Source organism: Sphingosinicella ginsenosidimutans (assembly GCF_007995055.1).
In the GTDB taxonomy this organism is placed as follows: Bacteria; Pseudomonadota; Alphaproteobacteria; order Sphingomonadales; family Sphingomonadaceae; genus Allosphingosinicella; species Allosphingosinicella ginsenosidimutans.
Map to the genome: position 1 here is coordinate 2,908,543 of NZ_VOQQ01000001.1, position 18,924 is coordinate 2,927,466.

Genomic DNA, 18,924 nt, shown 5'->3' on the forward strand with positions numbered 1-18,924 from the left:
GCGAACGTGATTAGGCAGGCGCCATGACAGCGAAACGCACCGGCGGCCGCATCCTGATCGACAATCTCGTCATCCAGGGCTGCGAGCGCATCTTCACCGTCCCGGGCGAGAGCTTTCTCGCCGCCCTGGACGCGCTCCACGATACGCCGCAGATCGATCTCGTCGTCTGCAGGCAGGAAGGCGGCGTCGCCTATATGGCCGAGGCGGACGGGAAGATGACCGGGCGGCCCGGCGTCGCCTTCGTCACCCGCGGGCCGGGCGCGACGAATGCAGCAGTCGGCGTCCACACCGCCTTCCAGGATTCGACTCCGATGCTGCTCCTGATCGGCGATGTCGCCCGCGGCGACCGCGATCGCGAGGGTTTCCAGGAGGTCGATTTCGCCACCATGTTCGCGCCGCTCGCCAAGCGGGTCGAGCGGATCGAGGACGCGCGCCGCATCCCCGAATATGTCGCCCGCGCCTATGCGACCGCGATGGCCGGCCGCCCCGGGCCGGTCGTCCTCGTCCTGCCCGAGGACATGCTGAAGGACGAGGTCGAGGCCGAGGATCGGCCGCGCAACGCGCGCTTCGCCCAGGCCGCCGATCCGCTGGCGGTCGGCGCGCTGATGGCGCTGCTTCAGGACGCCGCCTCCCCGGTCGCGATCGTCGGAGGCGCCGGCTGGTGCAAAGGCACGTCCCACCATTTCCGCGAGTGGGCGGAGCGGATCGGGCTGCCGGTGGCGGCGGCCTTCCGCCGGCAGGATTCAATCCCCAACGACAGCCCGGTCTATGCCGGCAATCTCGGCTACGGGCCCAATCCGAAGCTGCTCGAACGGGTCCGGAACGCGGATCTGGTGATCGCGGTCGGCGCCCGGCTCGGCGAGGCGACGACGGACGGCTACACCCTGCTGACGCCCGATCATCCGGGCCAGATTCTCGTTCACGTCCATCCCGATCCCGAAGAGCTCGGCCGGGTCTACCGCACCGATCTGCCGATCTGCGCCGACGTGATGGAATTCGCCGAACTGTGCGCCGACTGGGAAGACGAGGTCATCCATTTCAACGCGGGCGCCGAGGCCCATGCCGAATGGGAGGCCTGGGCGACGCCGAAGCCGCGCGAGGGCGTGGCGCTCGATCTCGGCCCCTGCGTCGCGGCGATGCGCGCGAAGCTCCCGGCCGACACGATCGTCTGCAACGGCGCCGGCAATTTCTCGGGCTGGTGGCATCGCTACTGGCATTACGGCCCCTGCCCCAGCCAGCTCGCGCCGACCAACGGATCGATGGGCTATGGCCCGCCCGCCGCCGTCGCCGCCGCGCTTCGCTTTCCGGAGCGGCAGGTGGTCGCGGTCGCCGGCGATGGCGATTTCCTGATGAACGGGCAGGAGCTCGCGACCGCGATTCGCCACGGCGTCAGGCTCCTGATCCTGGTCGTCGACAATGGCGCCTACGGGACGATCCGGATGCACCAGGAGCGCGACTATCCGCAGCGCATCTCCGGCACCGAGCTTGTGAACCCCGATTTCGCGGCGCTGGCGCGCGCCTATGGCGCCTGGGCCGAGACGGTGACGCGGACCGAGGAGTTCGCGCCGGCCCTGGACCGCGCTCTCGCCCAATCGGGCGTGCGCCTCCTGCACCTCAAGACCGATGTCGAGCAGATCACCGCCGCGACGACCATCTCGAAATTGCGGGCGCGCTGAATGAAAATGGCCGCCCCGCATTGCGGGACGGCCATCCTCTCCAGGATCGCTTTGTCGGCTAGATATCGTCGCCGAGCGCGCCCTTGACCTTGCCGACGAACTGCTGGCCCTTGCCCTTCATTTCCTGGGCAGCGCCTTCGTCGCGCTTGTCGGGATTGTCGCTCTGCTGCTTCAGCTTGCCGGCCGCTTCGTTGATATTGCCTTTGATCTTGTCCGTAAGCTCGCCCATCGGGCTTCTCCCTTTGGTGGTACCTGCCCGATGAACGTGAGGGAGGCAGTGCCGGTTCCAACCGCCAGGTCGGGCCCCGAGCCCGGATGAAAAAAGGGCCGCGGCGCCGAAGCGGCCGCGACCCTTTCGAATCCCGCCGGACTCAGCCCTTCTGGGGATAGTCGTCCTGGCCCTGCTGATAGCCGGGCTTTTCCGGATAGCCCTGGTCGGCGCCGGGCTTTCCGCCCCAATCGCCCTTGCCGCCGTCCTGCTGCTGCTGGCCCTTGTCGTAGCCGCCGCCCTGGTCCTGCTGGTAACCGGGCTTCTCCGGATAGCCCTGGTCGGCGCCGGGCTTTCCGCCCCAATCGCCCTTGCCGCCGTCCTGCTGCTGCTGGCCCTTGTCGTAGCCGCCGCCCTGGTCCTGCTGGTAACCGGGCTTCTCGGGATAGCCCTGGTCCTGCTGGCCCTGCTGCTTGCCACCGTCCTGCTGATACTGGTCCTTGCCGCCCTGATCGAAGCCGGGCTTGCCGCCCTCGGCGCCCTGATTCTTGTCGAACTCACCCATGACCCGAACCTCCACTCCTGGACGCCCGCGGCTGGAGCGCCGCTGCGCCTGATGACAACACGCCATGCCCGGCGATGTTCCGGGGGCGTAGCGAACCTATCATCACGGTGCGCCGTGCGGAAGGAAAAGTGCGGCGGGCGGCCGTGTGTCAGATCAGCCCGGCCAGCGGGCTCGACGGATCGGCATAGCGGCGCTGTCCCATCCGCCCGGCGCGATAGGCGAGCCGGCCCGCTTCCACCGCCGCCTTCATCGCCCTGGCCATCAGCACCGGCGACTTCGCCTCGGCGATCGCCGTGTTCATCAGCACGCCGTCGCAGCCAAGCTCCATCGCGACCGTCGCGTCCGACGCCGTGCCGACGCCGGCGTCCACCAGAACCGGCACGCCCGCGCCCTCGACGATCAGGCGGATCGTCACCCGGTTCTGGATGCCGAGGCCGGAGCCGATCGGCGCGCCAAGCGGCATGATCGCCACCGCGCCCGCCTCCTCCAGCTGCTTCGCGGCGATCGGATCATCGACGCAATAGACCATCGGCTTGAAGCCCTCGCGGACCAGCGTCTCGGTCGCCTTCAGCGTCTCGCGCATGTCCGGATAGAGCGTCTTGGCCTCGCCGAGCACCTCGAGCTTCACCAGATCCCAGCCGCCCGCCTCGCGCGCCAGCCGGAGCGTCCGCACCGCCTCCTCGGCCGTGAAGCAGCCCGCGGTGTTGGGCAGATAGGTGAACCGCTTCGGGTCGATATAGTCGGTGAGCAAGGGCTGGCCGGGGTCCGAGATGTTCACCCGCCGCACCGCCACCGTCACGATCTCGGCCCCCGACGCCTCCAGCGCAGCGGCGTTCTCCTCGAAGCTCGCATATTTGCCGGTGCCGACGATCAGCCGGGACCGGAACGTCCGGCCGGCGACCGTCCAGCGATCGTCCATGTTGTCGGCGGCGGCGGCGGCGGTGCGGTTGGCCTGGTTCACGTCGATTTTCCGTTCATTGGTGAGAGCAAGTTCGATATATGTGCTGGCCGGCGTCGCATAAGCCCTGCCGCCATGCCGGGAAAGACCATGCGTTTTCTTTTGCCATTCGCACTCGCTCTGCTGCCGCTTCCCGCCGCCGCTGCCAGCCCGGAACCGGGCATCGTCGTGACCGGCCAGCAGGCGCGCGCGGAGATCGAGCGGATCCTCGATGCCGACAATCTCGACACCGGCTCGCTCAGCGCGCGCGATGTCGCCGAGGTGATGGAAAATATCCCGCGCGGGCGCGCGCCGGATGATTTCTGGCAAGCCTATCAGGCCCATGTCCACGCGTGGGAGCAGCTCGCAGCCGCAGAGGAATCCGCATCGGCGAGCGGCAGTGGCGACGATGCGGACAATGGCGACGATTCGGATGACGACGACGCGACGGATTCGGCGGACGTCCGCCAGGCGCAGGCAGCGATCGAATCAACCTTCGACGAGGTGACGCGGATCGCCGGTCGCTACGGCGCGCGCCTCCCCGTTCCGAGGGCCCAGCTCTCGTCCATCGCCTGACCCGGTCTCAGCCGCCGCCGACGAAGGTCACGATCTCGAAATCGTCGCCGTCCTTCACCGCGACGTCGGCGAGCGTGGATCGCGGCACGATCTCCAGGTTGCGTTCGACCGCAACCTTGGTGGGCTCGAGGCCGAGCTCCAGAGCGAGGTCCGCAACGCTCATCCCGTCCCGCACGCGCCGGTGCTGTCCGTTGACCCTGATCGAGATCGTTTCGTGGTCCAAGCCCAATTCCTTGCCGGTTGCCCCCCGCCCGTCATATAGGGGCGCGCCATGACCGCGCCACCTTTGATCTTTGTCCTGAACGGGCCGAACCTCAACCTGCTCGGAACGCGCGAGCCGGAGATTTACGGCGTCGAGACGCTCGACGACATCGCCGGCCAGCTTGAGGACCAGGCGAGAGAGGCCGGTCTTGAGATCGATCTGCGTCAGTCCAACCATGAAGGCCATCTGATCGATTGGCTGCATGAGGCGAACGCCAGGGGCGCCAAGGCGGTGATCCTGAATGCGGGCGGGTTCACCCACACGTCGGTCGCGCTCCACGATGCGGTCAAGGCGATCCAGGTGCCGGTGATCGAGGTGCACCTTTCCAACCCGCAGGCGCGCGAGAGCTTCCGCCGCCGCTCGCTGATCGGCAGCGTCGCGCGCGGGAGCATTTGCGGCTTCGGCGCCCGCAGCTATTCGCTGGCTCTGGACGCGGCGGCGCGTCTCTGACAGGGAGAGCCGCTTGCCCCCTGGGGACGTGGCAAGACAAGGGATTCAAATGAGCAACGACAAGGTTGTTGAGAGCGCCATGCGGGTCGATACCGACCTCATCCGGCAGCTCGCCGATCTGCTGGCCGAAAAGGATCTGACCGAGATCGAGGTGGAGGACGGCGACCGCAAGGTCTCCGTGCGCCGTCAGCTGACGGTTGCGGCGGGGCCGGTCACGGCCGCGGCTCCTGCACCGGTGGCGCCTCCCGCGCCTGCTCCCGCCCCGGCGGCCGAAGCCGGCGCCGCGCCCGCCCCGAGCGCGGCCGGCGCGATCAAGTCGCCGATGGTCGGCACCTGCTATCTGGCCCCCGAGCCGGGCGCCGCGGCGTTCATCGCGCCGGGCAAGGCGGTGAAGGAAGGCGAGACCCTTCTCATCATCGAGGCGATGAAGGTGATGAACCCGATCACCGCGCCAAAGGCCGGCACGGTGCGCGAGATCCTCGTCCAGGACGCGCAGCCGGTCGAGTTCGATCAACCGCTGGTCGTCATCGACTGATGGCAATCGAGAAGGTCCTGATCGCGAATCGCGGCGAGATCGCGCTTCGCATCCATCGCGCCTGCCATGAAATGGGCATCAAGACGGTCGCGGTCCATTCGACCGCCGATGCCGACGCGATGCACGTCCGCCTTGCCGACGAGACGGTCTGCATCGGCCCGCCGCCGGCGAGCGAATCCTATCTCAACATCCCGGCCATCATCTCGGCGGCCGAGATCAGCCAGGCCGACGCGATCCATCCGGGCTACGGCTTCCTGTCCGAAAATGCCCGCTTCGCCGAGATCGTCGAGAGCCACGACATCATCTGGATCGGCCCGAAGCCCGAGCATATTCGCACGATGGGCGACAAGATCGAGGCGAAGCTGACGGCGGCCAGGCTCGGCCTTCCGCTCGTCCCCGGCTCCGACGGCCCGGTGGCGAGCATCGAGGAGGCGCGCAAGGTCGCCGCCGCGACTGGCTACCCGCTGATCGTCAAGGCAGCCTCGGGCGGCGGAGGGCGCGGCATGAAGGTCGTGACCTCGGCCGACAGCCTCGAAAGCCAGATTTCGCAGGCGCGCACCGAGGCGAAGAACGCGTTCGGCGACGCAACGGTCTATATCGAGAAATATCTCGGCGATCCGCGCCATGTCGAATTCCAGGTCTTCGGCGACGGCCAGGGCAATGCGATCCACCTCGGCGAGCGCGACTGTTCGTTGCAGCGGCGCCATCAGAAGGTGCTCGAAGAGGCCCCCTCCCCAGCCATTTCGCCGGAGCAGCGCGAGGAAATGGGCCATCTCGTCGCCCGCGCCATGGCCGAAATGGGCTATCGCGGCGCCGGCACGATCGAGTTCCTCTACGAAAATGGCGAATTCTACTTCATCGAGATGAACACCCGGCTCCAGGTCGAGCATCCGGTGACGGAGGCGATCACCGGGCTCGATCTTGTGCGCGAGCAGATCCGCATCGCCGAGGGCCACCCGCTGACGCTTCGTCAGCAGGACGTCGTGTTCCGCGGCCATGCGATCGAATGCCGGATCAATGCCGAGGATCCGCGCACCTTCGCGCCCTCGCCCGGCCAGGTCACCCAATATCACGCGCCGGGCGGCATGAATGTGCGCGTCGATAGCGGGCTCTACGCCGGCTATCGCGTACCGCCTTATTACGATTCGATGATCGCCAAGCTGATCGTCTATGGAACGACGCGCAACGGCGCGCTGCGCCGCCTGCGGCGCGCGCTCGAGGAGTTCGTGATCGAGGGCGTCAAGACCACGATCCCGCTCCACCAGGCGCTGCTTGACGATCCCGATTTCCAGGCCGGCGATTATACGATCAAGTGGCTGGAGGAATGGCTGAAGCGCGAAGAGAGCTGAGGCCGCCTCGCGAGGCGGCGCCGGGGGAGAATGATCGATGCTGCGCCGTGTCGTCCTTGTCGCCTTGCTGATTCTCGCCGCCCCCGCCGCAGCGCAGTTCGTGCCGCAGCATGGCGTGACGCTGCCACTCTGGCCCAGCGGCGCGCCCGGATCGGAAGCGCGCGCGCATGAGCCGGAAGTCGCGCAGGATTACTGGGTCCGCAACATCCATGATCCCAGCGTGACCATGTTCGCGCCCGATCCGGGCCATGCCAATGGCGCGGCGGTGATCGTCTTTCCGGGCGGCGGGCACGAATTGCTCGTCTGGACGAACGAGGGGCTGAACGTCGCGCGCACGCTCAACCGGATGGGCATCACCGTCTTCGTCCTCAAATACCGCCTCGCGCGCGAGGCCGGCTCGACCTACACGATCGAGCGCGACGCCGCCGGGGATGCCCGCCGCGCCGTGCGCTTCGTTCGCGCCCATGCCGGCGATTATGGGGTCGATCCCCATCGGATCGGGGTGATGGGCTTTTCCGCCGGCGGCGAGCTGGTGAGCCTGATCGCCGACAATCCCGATCCAGGCCTCAACCCGGCGCGCGATGCGATCGACCGCGCGGACGCCCGCCCCGATTTCCAGATCCTCGTCTTTCCCGGCCCGCTCGGCGTTCCTGCGCGGGCGGTGGACCATGCGCCGCCCGCCTTCCTGGTCGCCGGCTCGCGCGATCCGTGCTGCGCCGCCCCGACCGTCCAGCTCTACGAGCAGCTTCGCCTCGCCGGCGTCTCGGCGGAGCTTCACATGTATGCGGAGGCCGGCCACGCCTTCAACATCGACGAATCGAACCGACTCTCGGTGATCCACTGGCCCGATCGTCTTGCCGACTGGCTCGCCGACGGCGGCTGGCTCGACGGCCGCGCGCGGGCGACAGCCCCCCACTGATCGCGGCAAGCATGAAACCGGCCGTCGCGATCGCCGGAACCGTCGCTTTTCCCAAACGTAAACCACTCCAGACAGGGCGCATTTCCGTTTGGAGGTAAGCGAGATGAAACTGCTCCCAATGATCGCCGCCGCGGGTGTCGCGGCATCGCTCATCGCCATTCCGGCGAGCCCGGCGAGCGCACAGCGCGGCTATTACGACCGCCACCATCGTGGCGGTCCCGGCTGGAACCGATGGCGCGAACGCCGTGTCGCCGGCCCCGGCTGGTACGGTCCGGTGTGGCACGGCGTACGCGGCCCGCATTATGGCTGGTATCGCTGGAACAACCGCTTCTACCGCAATTGCAGCTGGCGCTGGGGTCGTCATCACCGCCGCGTCTGGCGCTGTTGGTAGGCACCGAAGCCGGTTGGATTGCCCCGGCCGCTCGTGCATAGGGGCGGCATGAAAGCGACCATCTGGCACAACCCGAACTGCTCGACCTCGCGCAAGGTGCTGGCGCATTTGCGCGAGGCCGGGGCCGACGTCTCCGTCATCGAATATCTCAAGACGCCGCCGACGCGCGATGAGTTGGAACGGCTGTTCGACCGTGCCGGCATGACGCCGCGCGAAGGGCTGAGGATGAAGGAGGCCGGCGCGAAAGCGCTGGTCGCGCGCGGCGCCGACGACGCTGCGATCCTCGACGCCATGGCCGCCGATCCGATCCTGATCGAACGACCGCTCGTCGAAACCGAAAAGGGCGTCCGGCTGGCCCGGCCGCTGGAGAAGGCGGACGAGATACTCTAGCGGGAGGGCAGGTCCGGCGGCAGCGATGGCGATCGACCCTGAAATGCTGCTGCGCGCCTATGCCGCGGGGGTCTTCCCGATGGCCGACAGCCGCGATGCCGATGAGGTCTACTGGGTCGAACCCCGCCGCCGCGCGATCCTTCCGCTCGATCGATTCCATCTTTCAAGATCGCTTCGCAAGACACTGAAATCCGATCGCTTCGAAGTGACTCGCGACCGGGCGTTCGCTGAAGTCGTGCTGCGATGCGCGGGGCGCGACGAAACCTGGATCAATGCGGAGATCGAGGAGAGCTACGGCGTTCTGCACCGCCGCGGTTTCGCTCATTCCATCGAGACATGGGACGAAGGCCGGCTGGTCGGCGGCCTCTACGGCGTCCGCCTCGGCCGCGCCTTTTTCGGCGAGAGCATGTTTTCGGATGTCACCGACGCGTCGAAGGTCGCGCTCGCCTGGCTCGTCGCGCGCCTCAGGATCGGCGGTTTCATCCTGCTCGACTGCCAGTTCATGACCGGCCACCTGAGGAGCCTCGGCGCGATCGAGGTCGCGCAGGACGATTATCTCTCGCTGTTGGCGGCAGCCGTTGGCGGAGACGCCCCCTCCGCTGGAGCCGCCGGCGATGCTGTCGCGGCCGCGGGCGAAGGCGCCGCCTCGTTCGACGCGCTCGACGAATTGCTCGCCGCCCGCGCGCCCGATGCGGCCGGCGCCGGCGTGCCGCCTTCCGGATGCGTCATCGCGCAGCTCTTGGCCCAGACGTCGTAGATCGGGTGCTCGACGACATTCAGGCCGGGCGATTCCTTGTAGAGCCAGCCGGAGAAGATCCGCTGGAACTGGCCTTGCGGGTTGCGCACGTCGACCTGGACGAAGGCGCCGGTCAGCTGCTGGACCTCCCACGGCGCGGTCGTCTCGCAGGCGCGCAGCCGCACGATGACGTCGCCGACCCGCACTGACTGGCCCGGCCGCAGCGTGAGGTCGCGGGTCGCGCCGGTGCGCTTGTTGAGCAGGCCGAGCACGGCGACGCGCTGCGCCATCGGCGTCGTCCCCGCCGGCTCGCGGGTCGCCGTCTGCGGAATGTCGACGGTCTCGATTTCCTCATTGCCTTCCGCATTCTGGACCGGCGCGCCGGTGGGCCCGCAGGCGGCGAGCGCGGCAAGGCCCACGCAAAGCGCGAAAGTCCGGCGCGAAGCCATGTCTCAGTCGGGCGTCCAGGCCTGATAGTCCCCGCTCGCGCGGGCGCGATGCCCGCCGCGCTCCAGCGCCCCTGAGGGGCGATAGGCCAACGGCGTGCCGGTGAGGTTCGGCATCGGATCCTTGAGGAACTTGGGCGCTGGCGGAAGCGCGCGCTCCGGCACGTCGTCGATCTGGCGGGTCAGCCAGGCATACCAGTCGGGCGGCACGCGGCTGACGTCGTTGGAGCCATTGTAGATCACCCAGCGCCGCCCGGCGCCTTCGCGATAGACGTTGCCGTTCGAGTCCTCGCCCACGGTGACGCCGTGCCGCCAGCTGAACAACGTCGTGCCCAGGGACGCGCCTTCCCACCAGGTGAAGAGATTCTTGAAGAAGCCCATATGTCGGCGCCTAGCGCCGATGGCGCCTCGCGCGCAAGCCTCGGCGGATCAGGCGGCCTCGACCTCGACCGCGAGCGGCCCCTTGCGCCCCTCGGCGACGCGGGCGCGCAGCGGCTGTTCGGGAACGAGATCGCCGAGCCCGCCGCGCCGCACCGTTTCCATATGCACGAAAATGTCCTGCGATTCGTCGTCCGGCCTGACGAGGAATCCGTAACCGCGCAGGCGGTTGAACCATTTGACCTTGACCGGTTCGAACGGCCCCGCCTCGTCGAGCAGCGCGGCCGGATCGATCCGGTCGGCGCCGGGTGCGACCGACTGGCGGTTGAGCTCCGGGACCACCGCCTGGCTGAGGTCGATCGACAGCACCTTGCGGGCCTGGAGCCCGCGCTCCTGATCCGCGACGAGCATCTCGATCCGTGCGCCCTCGGGCAGGCTGCGCCGGTCATGCTCCTTGAGCACGCTGAAATGGACGAGGACGTCGCCCCTCGCGCCCTCGCACACCGCGAAGCCGAAGCCACGCGTGGCGTCGAACCATTTGATCGCGCCGCTCATCCGCAGCAGCCCGTCGTCGTCCTCCTCATGCGCCGCGGACCCGCTTTCAGCGGGAACAGCCGTAAAACCAGCCGCCTCCTGGCGCGACGTCATCGCAAATCGACCCGGGTGTTGCAGTTGAAACTACCGTAAAACTAACATGGATTTGGGATTTGTGAACCGTCGCCATTCACGCGGCGTCTTCCTCCGGGATTTCCCCGGGGCGCGCGCTGACGATCCGTCGGCAGATGCCGATGGAATGGCCGGCGCGGAGCATGGCCGCGAGCGCCTTCTCCCTTCCCTCGCGATCCGATTCGTCTTCCGCGAAAGGCCCGATTCGGCGGCGGCGCGCGAATCTGAGCGCGGCGTCCCAGGCGCCCTCTCTTGCGCTGGCGCGGGCCTCGGCGCCGTCTTCTTCGCCGACGCCGGCGGCTTTCAGCGCTTGGGCGACGCGGCGCGCGCCATATCCGCGCCGACCCAGCGAGGCCGCGCGGGCGACTGCGAATGCGGCGTCATCGACATAGCCGAGATCGGCCATTTTCGCGATCAGCGCGTCGATCCGGGGCGGCTCGGCCTCCGCCCATCCGCGTTCGCGCAGCTTTCTCTCAAGATAAGCCGCGAGTTTCGCACGCGTCGTCGCGTAGCGTTCGGCATAGCGCAACGCCGCGCGCTCCAGCGTCGCTGGGTCCAGCGGCGGCCGTTGCCGAGCGTTGCGACGGTGCGTCATCGCCATGTTTGTGCCATAGTCGAGCCGGATTATGAACGCGCCTCGTCTTTTAAGGGACTCGCTGGACAGCAATTTCGGGGCGCTTGACCCCCTTGATGAGGATTCAGCCGGACGTGCTTGACCTTGAAGGCCGGGAGAAGCCGATGACGATGGCCACCCCAGCAGGGCTTCAGCCCACGCCGACCCATGACGATCTGCCTCGCCGCTTCGCCGATTTCGCGACGATGCCGGAGGCGCTGGATTATGCCGCCCGCGGTGTGCGCGGCCTCAATTTCCACGACGCGCGCGGCAAGCTCGTGCGCGCCTACCCTTATGGCGAGTTGCGCGAAGATGCGCTGGACAATGCCGCCCGGCTGATCGCCCGCGGCGTCGCCCCCGGGCAGAGGATCGCGCTCGTCGCCGAGACCTCGCCTGAATTCGTCGCCCTCTTCTTCGGTGCGCTCTACGCGGGGGCGTGGCCGGTGCCGCTTCCGCTGCCGACCTCGTTCGGGGGCCGCGAGGCCTATGTGGATCAGCTGACGGTCCAGCTCGACAGCGCCGATCCGACGCTGTTCCTCTACCCGCCCGAACTGGCCGGCATGGCGGGAGAAGCGGCCAAGTCGCTCGGCGCGGCCGGGCTCGACTGGACCGCCTTCGGCGCCGAGCCAGCGGTGCGCGGGCCGCTGCCCGAGGCGCAGCCGGACGACATCGCCTATCTCCAATATTCGAGCGGATCGACGCGATTCCCGCATGGCGTCGCGATCACCCATCGCGCCTTGCTCTCCAACCTCGCGGCGCACAGCCACGGGATGAAGATGGGGCCGACCGATCGGGGTGTCTCCTGGCTGCCCTTCTATCACGACATGGGCCTGGTCGGCTGCCTTCTCTCCACCGTCGCGAACCAGATGTCGGTCGATTATCTGAAGACCGAGGATTTCGCCCGCCGTCCGCTGGCATGGCTGGATCTCATCAGCCGCAACCAGGGCACGACGATGAGCTATTCGCCGACCTTCGGCTACGACATCTGCGCGCGACGCGTGTCGAGCCAGCTGGACGTCGCCGAGCGCTTCGATCTGTCGCGCTGGCGGGTTGCGGGCAACGGCGCCGACATGATCCGGCCCGATGTCATGCAGGCCTTCGTCGACACCTTCGCCCCGGCCGGGTTCAGGGCGTCGAGCTTCCTGCCGAGCTATGGCCTTGCCGAGGCGACGCTCGCCGTCTCGATCATGCCGCCGGGCGAGGGAATCGTCGTCGAGACGGTGGAGGAGACTTTGCTCGCGGGCGGCACCGCGGGCGAGCGCGATCGGCCGCAGCGCTACCGCGCCGTCGTGAATTGCGGCCGTCCGGTGCGCGACATGACGGTCGAGATACGCGGCGAGGACGGACGCCCGCTCGGCGAGCGCGAAATCGGCAAGGTCCATTGCCGCGGCGCCTCGGTCATGGTCGGCTATTTCCGCGACGAGGCTGCGACCAGGGCCTGCCTTGACGGCGACGGATGGCTCGACACGGGCGACATGGGCTACATGTCGAACGGCTATCTCTACATCGTCGGCCGTGCCAAGGACATGATCATCATCAACGGCAAGAACCACTGGCCGCAGGACATCGAATGGGCGGTGGAGCAGCTGCCGGGGTTCAAGGCCGGGGACATCGCCGCCTTTGCGATCACCACGCCGGGCGGCGAGGAGACGCCGGCGGTGCTCGTCCAGTGCCGCACGTCCGATCCGGAGGAGCGCGGCAAGCTCAAGGACCTCATTCGCGAGCGGGTGCGCGCCATCACCGGGATGAACTGCGTCATCGAGCTGGTTCCGCCGCGATCGTTGCCGCGGACGAGCTCGGGCAAGCTGTCGCGCGCCAAGGCCCGCAACCTTTATCTCTCGGGCGAGATCGAGACCTACGACATCGCCGCGTAACCGCATCGTGCGACCAGTTAGGATAACCCTTCCCTAACGCTTTTGAGAATATGGCGTTCGTCGGAGCGCCATGACCGAACAGAGCTTGCCCAAACTCGACTGGCAGGTCGTCGCAAACCGCAAGGCGCCGGACGGCGTTCGCGGTTGGGGTCGCGTGCGCGCCGCGCAGCTTCGCCACATGAGCCGCGCGATGGAAATCGCGGCCTGGGGCCAGACCTTCAACGCGCTCCTGATCTGCTATCTGCTCGCCGGCCAGGCGCCGCCGGCCCTGATCGCGACCTGGATGCTCGCTCTCGCGCTGCTGATGGTCTATATCGTTCAGAACAAGCGGAAACTTCGCGGCCGCCAGATCCATTCGCTCCCCCGCAAGACGCTCAATCGCGCCGCCTATCACACGGTCTTCTTCGGGACCGTCTGGGCGTTTCCGGCGCGGTATCTGTTCGAATATGCCAATCACGGGCAGCAGCTCGGAATCTGCGTCATCACCGCGACGATGATGGCCGGCGCCACCTTCGTCTTCGCGCCGGTCGCCCCGGCCGCAGCCCCCTATGTGCTCATCATGGGCGTCGCGGTGACGAAGATGCTGACGACCTCGGGATCGCCGATCGTCGTCGCCATCGGCCCGATCTACACGCTTGCGATGATGGGCATGGTGCTCGTCAACGGCCGCGCCTTCCTGCAGCGCAAATGCCTCGACATCGCGCTCGAGGAGCGCGAGGAGACGGTCAGCCTGCTCCTGCGCGAATTCGAGAGCTCCGATGCCGACTGGCTCTGGCATACCAACAACGCGCTCGCCTTCCAGAACGTCTCGGCCCGCTTCGCCCGTGCCATCGGCCGCAGCGTTGAGGAGATCGAGGGCCTCGATTTCTCCGAGCTTCTGAAGACCGTCCCGCGCACCGATCAGTCGACCCGCCGCTCGCTCGCCGCGATCGAGGCGGCGATCGCGCGGCGCGAGCCCTTCTCGGACATCGCCCTGCCCTTCCCCTTCGGCAAGAACGGCCGCACGATCGAGCTCTCCGCGCGGCCGATCTTCACCAAGCAAGGGCGCTTCACCGGCTATCACGGCGTCGGATCGGACGTCACCGAAGCCCGCCTGGCGGCCGACCGGATCGCGCACATGGCGCGCCACGACGCGCTCACCGGCCTGCCCAACCGCCTGCAGGTGCTCGACAATCTCGAAAGCGCGCTGTCGGCGGCCCGAGCCCGCGGCCATGAATGCGCCGTCCTGCTCGTCGATCTGGATCGGTTCAAGACGATCAACGATTCGCTCGGCCACGTTGCCGGAGACCATCTGCTGAAGCAGGTCGCGCGCTGCTTCGAGGCCTCGATCGCCGACGACATGACCGCCGGCCGGCTTGGCGGCGACGAGTTCGCGATCGTCGTCCCCGAGGTCGAAAGCCGCGACGAGATCGAACAATTGTGCCTGGCGCTGGTCGGCGCGCTCCAGGGTCCCTTCCTCTATCGCGAGCAGCGGCTGTTCATCGGCGCCAGCATCGGCGTTTCGATCGGGCCGAGGGACGGCGAGACGGTCGAGGAAATGATCCGCAGCGCCGATCTCGCGCTCTACAAGGCCAAGGACGGCAGCGGCAACGATATCCGCTTCTTCGATCCGAGCTTCCACCTCGAGGCCGAGGAGCGGCGCAAGATCGAGATCGCGCTCCATACCGCCGCCGATGCCGGCGAGTTCAGCCTCGCCTACCAGCCGATCGTCGATGCCGGCACGCTCAAGATCCGCGGCTTCGAGGCGTTGCTGCGCTGGAACAATCCCGAGCTCGGCCAGATCTCTCCCGAAAAGTTCATCCCGATCGCCGAGGAGACCGGGATGCTCGGCCGGATCGGCGAGTGGGTGCTTCGGACCGCGTGCCGCGAGGCCGCGAGCTGGCCGCGCGACATCTCGATCGCGGTGAATGTCTCGCCACGCCAGCTTCGCGATCCGGCGTTCATCGTCACCCTGGTCTCGGCGCTCACCCAGGCGGGGATCGAGCCGCACCGGCTGGAGCTCGAAGTCACCGAGACGGTCTTTCTCGAGCTCACCGGGACGACGCAGAAAATCCTCCAGCAGATCCAGAGCCTCGGCGTCCGCCTTGGCATGGACGATTTCGGCACCGGCTATTCCTCGCTCGGCTATCTGCGGAAGGCCGATTTTGACACGCTCAAGATCGACCGCAGCTTCGTCCAGGCCGTGTCGACGCAGGATTCGGAGAGCACCGCGATCATCCGCGCCGTCGTCGCGCTGGCCGGCAGCCTCGGCATGAAGACGGTGGCCGAGGGCGTCGCGACCGAGGAGCAGCTGAAGCTGGTCCGCGCCCTGGGCTGCGACCGGATCCAGGGCTATATCTTCTCCCGCCCCGTTTCCGGGTCGACCGCCAGGGCGATGCTCGGCGCGGCCGGCAATCTCGCCGCCGCCTGAGCGCCGCGCGACCGGGCGCGCCACCCCTTGCGCCCCCGCCGCCCGCCGTCTAGGAGCGCGCGCTTGGGCACAGGAGTGTAGCTCAGCTGGTAGAGCATCGGTCTCCAAAACCGAGGGTCGTGGGTTCGAGTCCCTCCACTCCTGCCATTCTTCCGCATCCGCCTTCTTCGGACGGCGCGCGGCGATGGTCCGGCGGCGCCGGCGCCCTCTTGCCGGGCTTTGCGCATGTCGCTAAAAGCCCCGCTCAATCCGGCATGGGTGGAAGCGGCACCGGTCCTTGGGGACGGGGCAGCGGGCCCTTGCCCGGTGCGGCCGGCTGGCGAGCGCGCGCTCTGGCATTCGCCGGGCGCGCGATTATGTAGGCGGCTTGCGGTTTCTGCGGGCCCGAGAGGGTTCGAAGCGAGAAGGCACGACAGGTGGCATTCAGTCCAGGCAAGTTCATCAACGAGGTCAAGATCGAGGCGGCGAAGATCGTCTGGCCGACGCGCAAGCAGACGGTGATGACGGCGCTGATGGTCGTCATCATGACGACGATCCTCGCACTCTTCTTCTTCGCGGTCGACACCGCCTTCGGCGCGATCGTCCACCAGCTCTTGAGCCTGCTGAGCTAAAGCGCAGGCCCTCACCTTGCTTCCCTGCCCGAAGGCAGCGGAGGCAGACGACAGACAGGAAGCACGACACCATGTCCCGCTGGTACATCATCCACGCTTATTCCGGCTTCGAGAACAAGGTCCGGGATTCGATCATGGCCGAGGCGACGCGGATGGGCCTCGACGCGCTGGTCGAGAGTGTCGAGGTGCCGACCGAGAAAGTGACCGAGGTTCGCCGCGGCAAGAAGGTGACGAGCGACCGCAAGTTCTTCCCCGGCTATGTTCTCGCCAAGCTGAACATGAACGACGACGTCTATCACCTGGTCAAGAACACGCCCAAGGTGACGGGATTTCTCGGCTCGTCCGGCAAGCCGCAGCCGATCAGCGACGCCGAGGCCGCGCGCATCCTCAACACCAAGGACGAGGCCGCCAAGGCCGAGCCCAAGACCCGGGTCAGCGTCGATTACGAGATCGGCGACAACGTGAAGGTGCTCGACGGTCCCTTCGCGAGCTTCAACGGCCTCGTCGAGGAGCTCGATTTCGAGAAGGGACGCGTCAAGGTCTCGGTCTCGATCTTCGGTCGCGCGACGCCGGTCGAGCTCGAGTTCGAGCAGGTCGAACGGGTCAAGTAGCGGATCGGGATCCCTGGCGCGCGCTCGCGAAACGGTTGGACCGGCCGCGACGACATTGTAACAAGCGCGCCAGCGAGACGATCGGAGCGCCGTCATCCGCCAGATTGCCGCCTTGCCGTACCAGACCGAGGGTCACGCGATCGATTCGCCGGTGCGGATCCTGCTGATCACCTCGCGCGAGGCGAAGCGCTGGGTGATCCCCAAGGGGAATCCCGCGCCGGGGCTCCATGCGCACAATGCCGCCGCGCTCGAGGCGGAAGAGGAGGCCGGGGTCCTCGGTCTCGTCTGCCCGGTGCCGCTGGGCTCCTATCGCTATCGCAAGCGGCGGCGCAGCGGCGCATCCCTGCTGATCGACGTCGACGTCTTCCCGCTGGCGGTAAGCGGCGAGCTCGACCAGTGGAAGGAGCAGCACGAGCGCGAGCGGCGCTGGTTCAGCCTCGCCGACGCCGCCGACGCGGTCGACGAGCCGGACCTGCGCGATCTGATCCGCTCGTTCGGACAATCGGAATTCAGGGCGGCAACGCAGCGCACCGGTCTCCTCCAGGCCGTCGCGCAAGGATCGAAGGTGGGGCATATGTTCGCTTGGTTTCAAAGGCTGCTGCCGAAGACCGGCAATTTCTTCGACCTGTTCGAGGCGCATGCGGTGACTGTCGTCGCCGGGGCCGACGCGCTCGCGCGGCTGCTCCAGGACGGCAGCGCGGAACATATCCGCGAGGTGATCGAGCGCGAGCATGACGCCGACGAGATCATCCGCGAGGTGCTCCAGACCGTCCGCCGCACCTTCCTCACCCCGTTCGATCGGGGCGCGATCATCGGCCTGATCGGCGCGCTCGACGACGCGATCGACGAGATGCAGGCGACGGTCCAGGCGATCGATCTTTACGAGGTGAAGGCGTTCGAGCCGGAAATGAAGGACATGGCCGCCATCATCGTCGATGCCGCCCGCCTGACCGCCGAGGCGATGCCGCTGCTGCGCGACGTCGGCCGCAACGGCACGCGGCTCCACGAGCTCACCGAACGGCTTGTGCGGATGGAAAGCCACGCCGACGAAATCCATACCGCCGGCCTCAAGCGCGCCTACAAGGAGCTCGGCCCGGTCGATCCGCTGCGCTTTTCGGTCCATCGCGAGGTCTACAAGCATCTCGAACGGATCGTCGATGCGTTCGAGGATGTCGCCAACGAGATCGACGGCCTCGTCATCGATCACGCCTGATGCACGATCTCGCCCTTCCGCTGCTGATCGGCCTGATCGCGGTCGCGCTCGCCTTCGATTTCCTGAACGGTCTCCATGACGCCGCCAATTCGATCGCGACGGTGGTCGCCACGCGGCTGCTGAAGCCGGTCCACGCTGTCCTGTTCGCGGCCATGTTCAACGGCGCCGCCTATTTCCTCACGGTCAGCTTCCCGAGCCTCCACAAGGTCGCCGACACGATCGGCCAGGGACTGGTGCAGAAGGATCTGGTGACGCCCGCAGTGGTGTTCGGCGCGCTCGCCGGCGCGATGACGTGGAATGTCGTCACCTGGCTGAAGGGCATCCCCTCCTCCAGCAGCCATGCGCTCGTCGGCGGATTGATCGGCGCCGGCGTCGCCCATGCAGGCCTCGGCTCCATCCAGTGGATCGGGCTCAACAAGACTTTGATCGCGATCGTGCTGTCGCCGATGCTCGGCATGATCCTCGCCATGCTGATCATGCTGATCACCAGCTGGCTGATGCGTCGGGCGAGCTATGGCGGGGCCGAACGCGCGTTTCGTGCGCTCCATCTCGTCTCCTCCGGCGCCTATTCGCTGAGCCACGGGCTCAACGACGCGCAGAAGACGATGGGGATCATCGCCGTCCTCCTCTATTCCACCGGCTACCTCCACGGGAATTTCGAAGTGCCGCACTGGGTCGCGATCAGCTGCTACGCGGCGATGGCGCTCGGAACGCTGAGCGGCGGCTGGAGGATCATCGAGACGATGGGATCGCGGATCACCAAGCTCTCGCAGCATCAGGGATTCAGCGCGTCGCTCGGCGGATCGGTCGTGCTGTTCGGCGCCTCGTGGCTCGGCATCCCGGTCTCGACGACCCACACCATCACCGGCGCGGTGGTCGGCGCCGGGACGGCGCGCCGTGCCTCGGCGGTGCGCTGGGGGATCGCCGGCAATGTCGTCATCGCCTGGATCATCACGATCCCCGCCTCCGGAGCCGTCGGCGCGCTTTTCTACTATCTGACGCAGCTGTTCTGACCATCGGCCGTCGACGGACGATATTGTCCGATTCCGGCCAATGTCCGGCCCGCGATCTGGCGGGATTTGCCAATTTTTAGCGAAAATTCCTGGCG

Annotated in this window: 21 protein-coding genes, 1 tRNA gene and 2 pseudogenes; 16 read left to right on the forward strand and 8 right to left on the reverse strand. The window is 67.4% G+C overall.

What is annotated here, in order from left to right:
• Nucleotides 1–23: 23 nt before the first annotated feature.
• A complete protein-coding gene (locus tag FRZ32_RS14495) occupies nt 24–1,676 on the forward strand; it encodes a thiamine pyrophosphate-binding protein (protein WP_147044171.1) in 1,653 nt (550 codons plus the stop codon).
• Nucleotides 1,677–1,734: 58 nt separating this feature from the next.
• On the opposite strand, the gene FRZ32_RS14500 is transcribed toward FRZ32_RS14495, so the two are convergent.
• The 3 genes from FRZ32_RS14500 to FRZ32_RS14510 form a co-directional block, all read right to left on the reverse strand.
• Nucleotides 1,735–1,905 (reverse strand): CsbD family protein, encoded by a 171-nt coding sequence (locus FRZ32_RS14500; protein ID WP_147044172.1) that lies wholly within the window; start codon nt 1,903–1,905, stop codon nt 1,735–1,737.
• Nucleotides 1,906–2,047: 142 nt separating this feature from the next.
• Nucleotides 2,048–2,449, reverse strand: a complete 402-nt coding sequence (locus tag FRZ32_RS14505) for a hypothetical protein (RefSeq protein ID WP_147044173.1) — start codon at nt 2,447–2,449, stop codon at nt 2,048–2,050.
• A gap of 148 nt (nt 2,450–2,597) precedes the next feature.
• Nucleotides 2,598–3,368 (reverse strand): thiazole synthase, encoded by a 771-nt coding sequence (locus FRZ32_RS14510; RefSeq protein WP_147044509.1) that lies wholly within the window; start codon nt 3,366–3,368, stop codon nt 2,598–2,600.
• A gap of 129 nt (nt 3,369–3,497) precedes the next feature.
• Here FRZ32_RS14510 and FRZ32_RS14515 point away from each other — a divergent pair, with 129 nt between their 5' ends.
• Nucleotides 3,498–3,962, forward strand: a complete 465-nt coding sequence (locus FRZ32_RS14515; RefSeq protein ID WP_147044174.1) for a hypothetical protein — start codon at nt 3,498–3,500, stop codon at nt 3,960–3,962.
• Nucleotides 3,963–3,972: 10 nt separating this feature from the next.
• Here the strand turns inward: FRZ32_RS14515 and thiS are convergent.
• A pseudogene (gene thiS, locus FRZ32_RS14520) lies at nt 3,973–4,185 on the reverse strand (sulfur carrier protein ThiS); the annotation flags it as partial.
• 48 nt (nt 4,186–4,233) lie between these two features.
• Here thiS and aroQ point away from each other — a divergent pair.
• The 7 genes from aroQ (at nt 4,234) to aat (ending at nt 9,015) form a co-directional block, all read left to right on the forward strand.
• Nucleotides 4,234–4,674 (forward strand): type II 3-dehydroquinate dehydratase, encoded by a 441-nt coding sequence (gene aroQ, locus FRZ32_RS14525; protein WP_147044176.1) that lies wholly within the window; start codon nt 4,234–4,236, stop codon nt 4,672–4,674.
• 49 nt (nt 4,675–4,723) lie between these two features.
• The gene (accB, locus tag FRZ32_RS14530; protein ID WP_243445315.1) at nt 4,724–5,209 is read left to right on the forward strand and encodes an acetyl-CoA carboxylase biotin carboxyl carrier protein; all 486 of its coding nucleotides are present in this window, start codon (nt 4,724–4,726) and stop codon (nt 5,207–5,209) included.
• Nucleotides 5,209–6,558: an acetyl-CoA carboxylase biotin carboxylase subunit gene (accC, locus tag FRZ32_RS14535; protein ID WP_192901899.1), complete on the forward strand. Its 1,350-nt coding sequence runs from the start codon at nt 5,209–5,211 to the stop codon at nt 6,556–6,558. Before accB ends, accC begins: the two co-directional genes overlap by 1 nt.
• A gap of 37 nt (nt 6,559–6,595) precedes the next feature.
• A complete protein-coding gene (locus tag FRZ32_RS14540) occupies nt 6,596–7,477 on the forward strand; it encodes an alpha/beta hydrolase (protein ID WP_147044178.1) in 882 nt (293 codons plus the stop codon).
• Between the two features lie 103 nt (nt 7,478–7,580).
• Nucleotides 7,581–7,868: a hypothetical protein gene (locus FRZ32_RS14545; protein ID WP_147044179.1), complete on the forward strand. Its 288-nt coding sequence runs from the start codon at nt 7,581–7,583 to the stop codon at nt 7,866–7,868.
• 48 nt (nt 7,869–7,916) lie between these two features.
• Nucleotides 7,917–8,258: an arsenate reductase family protein gene (locus FRZ32_RS14550; protein ID WP_147044180.1), complete on the forward strand. Its 342-nt coding sequence runs from the start codon at nt 7,917–7,919 to the stop codon at nt 8,256–8,258.
• Between the two features lie 25 nt (nt 8,259–8,283).
• The gene (gene aat, locus FRZ32_RS15610) at nt 8,284–9,015 is read left to right on the forward strand and encodes a leucyl/phenylalanyl-tRNA--protein transferase (protein ID WP_147044181.1); all 732 of its coding nucleotides are present in this window, start codon (nt 8,284–8,286) and stop codon (nt 9,013–9,015) included.
• A 35-nt stretch (nt 9,016–9,050) separates the two neighbouring features.
• Here aat and FRZ32_RS15725 read toward each other — a convergent pair.
• The 4 genes and pseudogenes from FRZ32_RS15725 to FRZ32_RS14575 form a co-directional block, all read right to left on the reverse strand.
• Nucleotides 9,051–9,443: pseudogene (locus tag FRZ32_RS15725) on the reverse strand (DUF2155 domain-containing protein); the annotation flags it as partial.
• Nucleotides 9,444–9,446: 3 nt separating this feature from the next.
• Nucleotides 9,447–9,821 carry an NADH:ubiquinone oxidoreductase subunit NDUFA12 gene (locus tag FRZ32_RS14565; protein WP_147044182.1) on the reverse strand — a complete coding sequence of 125 codons (375 nt, stop codon included), beginning with the start codon at nt 9,819–9,821 and terminating at the stop codon, nt 9,447–9,449.
• A gap of 48 nt (nt 9,822–9,869) precedes the next feature.
• Complete coding sequence (locus FRZ32_RS14570) at nt 9,870–10,466, reverse strand: cold-shock protein (RefSeq protein WP_147044183.1); 597 nt, start codon at nt 10,464–10,466, stop codon at nt 9,870–9,872.
• 76 nt (nt 10,467–10,542) lie between these two features.
• A complete protein-coding gene (locus tag FRZ32_RS14575) occupies nt 10,543–11,079 on the reverse strand; it encodes a regulatory protein RecX (protein ID WP_147044511.1) in 537 nt (178 codons plus the stop codon).
• 143 nt (nt 11,080–11,222) lie between these two features.
• Between FRZ32_RS14575 and FRZ32_RS14580 the strand changes: the two genes are divergently transcribed.
• The 7 genes from FRZ32_RS14580 to FRZ32_RS14610 all read left to right on the forward strand — a co-directional run bounded on the left by FRZ32_RS14580 (nt 11,223) and on the right by FRZ32_RS14610 (nt 18,829).
• A complete protein-coding gene (locus FRZ32_RS14580; RefSeq protein WP_424141296.1) occupies nt 11,223–12,971 on the forward strand; it encodes a fatty acyl-AMP ligase in 1,749 nt (582 codons plus the stop codon).
• Between the two features lie 70 nt (nt 12,972–13,041).
• Complete coding sequence (locus FRZ32_RS14585) at nt 13,042–15,381, forward strand: putative bifunctional diguanylate cyclase/phosphodiesterase (RefSeq protein WP_147044184.1); 2,340 nt, start codon at nt 13,042–13,044, stop codon at nt 15,379–15,381.
• Between the two features lie 71 nt (nt 15,382–15,452).
• Nucleotides 15,453–15,528: transfer RNA gene (locus tag FRZ32_RS14590), tRNA-Trp, on the forward strand.
• Between the two features lie 269 nt (nt 15,529–15,797).
• A complete protein-coding gene (gene secE / locus FRZ32_RS14595; RefSeq protein ID WP_147044185.1) occupies nt 15,798–15,992 on the forward strand; it encodes a preprotein translocase subunit SecE in 195 nt (64 codons plus the stop codon).
• 71 nt (nt 15,993–16,063) lie between these two features.
• Nucleotides 16,064–16,603, forward strand: coding sequence for a transcription termination/antitermination protein NusG (nusG, locus tag FRZ32_RS14600; protein WP_147044186.1), 540 nt, complete (start codon nt 16,064–16,066; stop codon nt 16,601–16,603).
• Between the two features lie 94 nt (nt 16,604–16,697).
• Nucleotides 16,698–17,816: a DUF47 family protein gene (locus tag FRZ32_RS14605; protein ID WP_192901922.1), complete on the forward strand. Its 1,119-nt coding sequence runs from the start codon at nt 16,698–16,700 to the stop codon at nt 17,814–17,816.
• On the forward strand, nt 17,816–18,829 hold the full coding sequence (locus tag FRZ32_RS14610) for an inorganic phosphate transporter (RefSeq protein WP_147044187.1): 1,014 nt from the start codon (nt 17,816–17,818) through the stop codon (nt 18,827–18,829). Before FRZ32_RS14605 ends, FRZ32_RS14610 begins: the two co-directional genes overlap by 1 nt.
• The last annotated feature ends 95 nt before the right edge of the window (nt 18,830–18,924 follow it).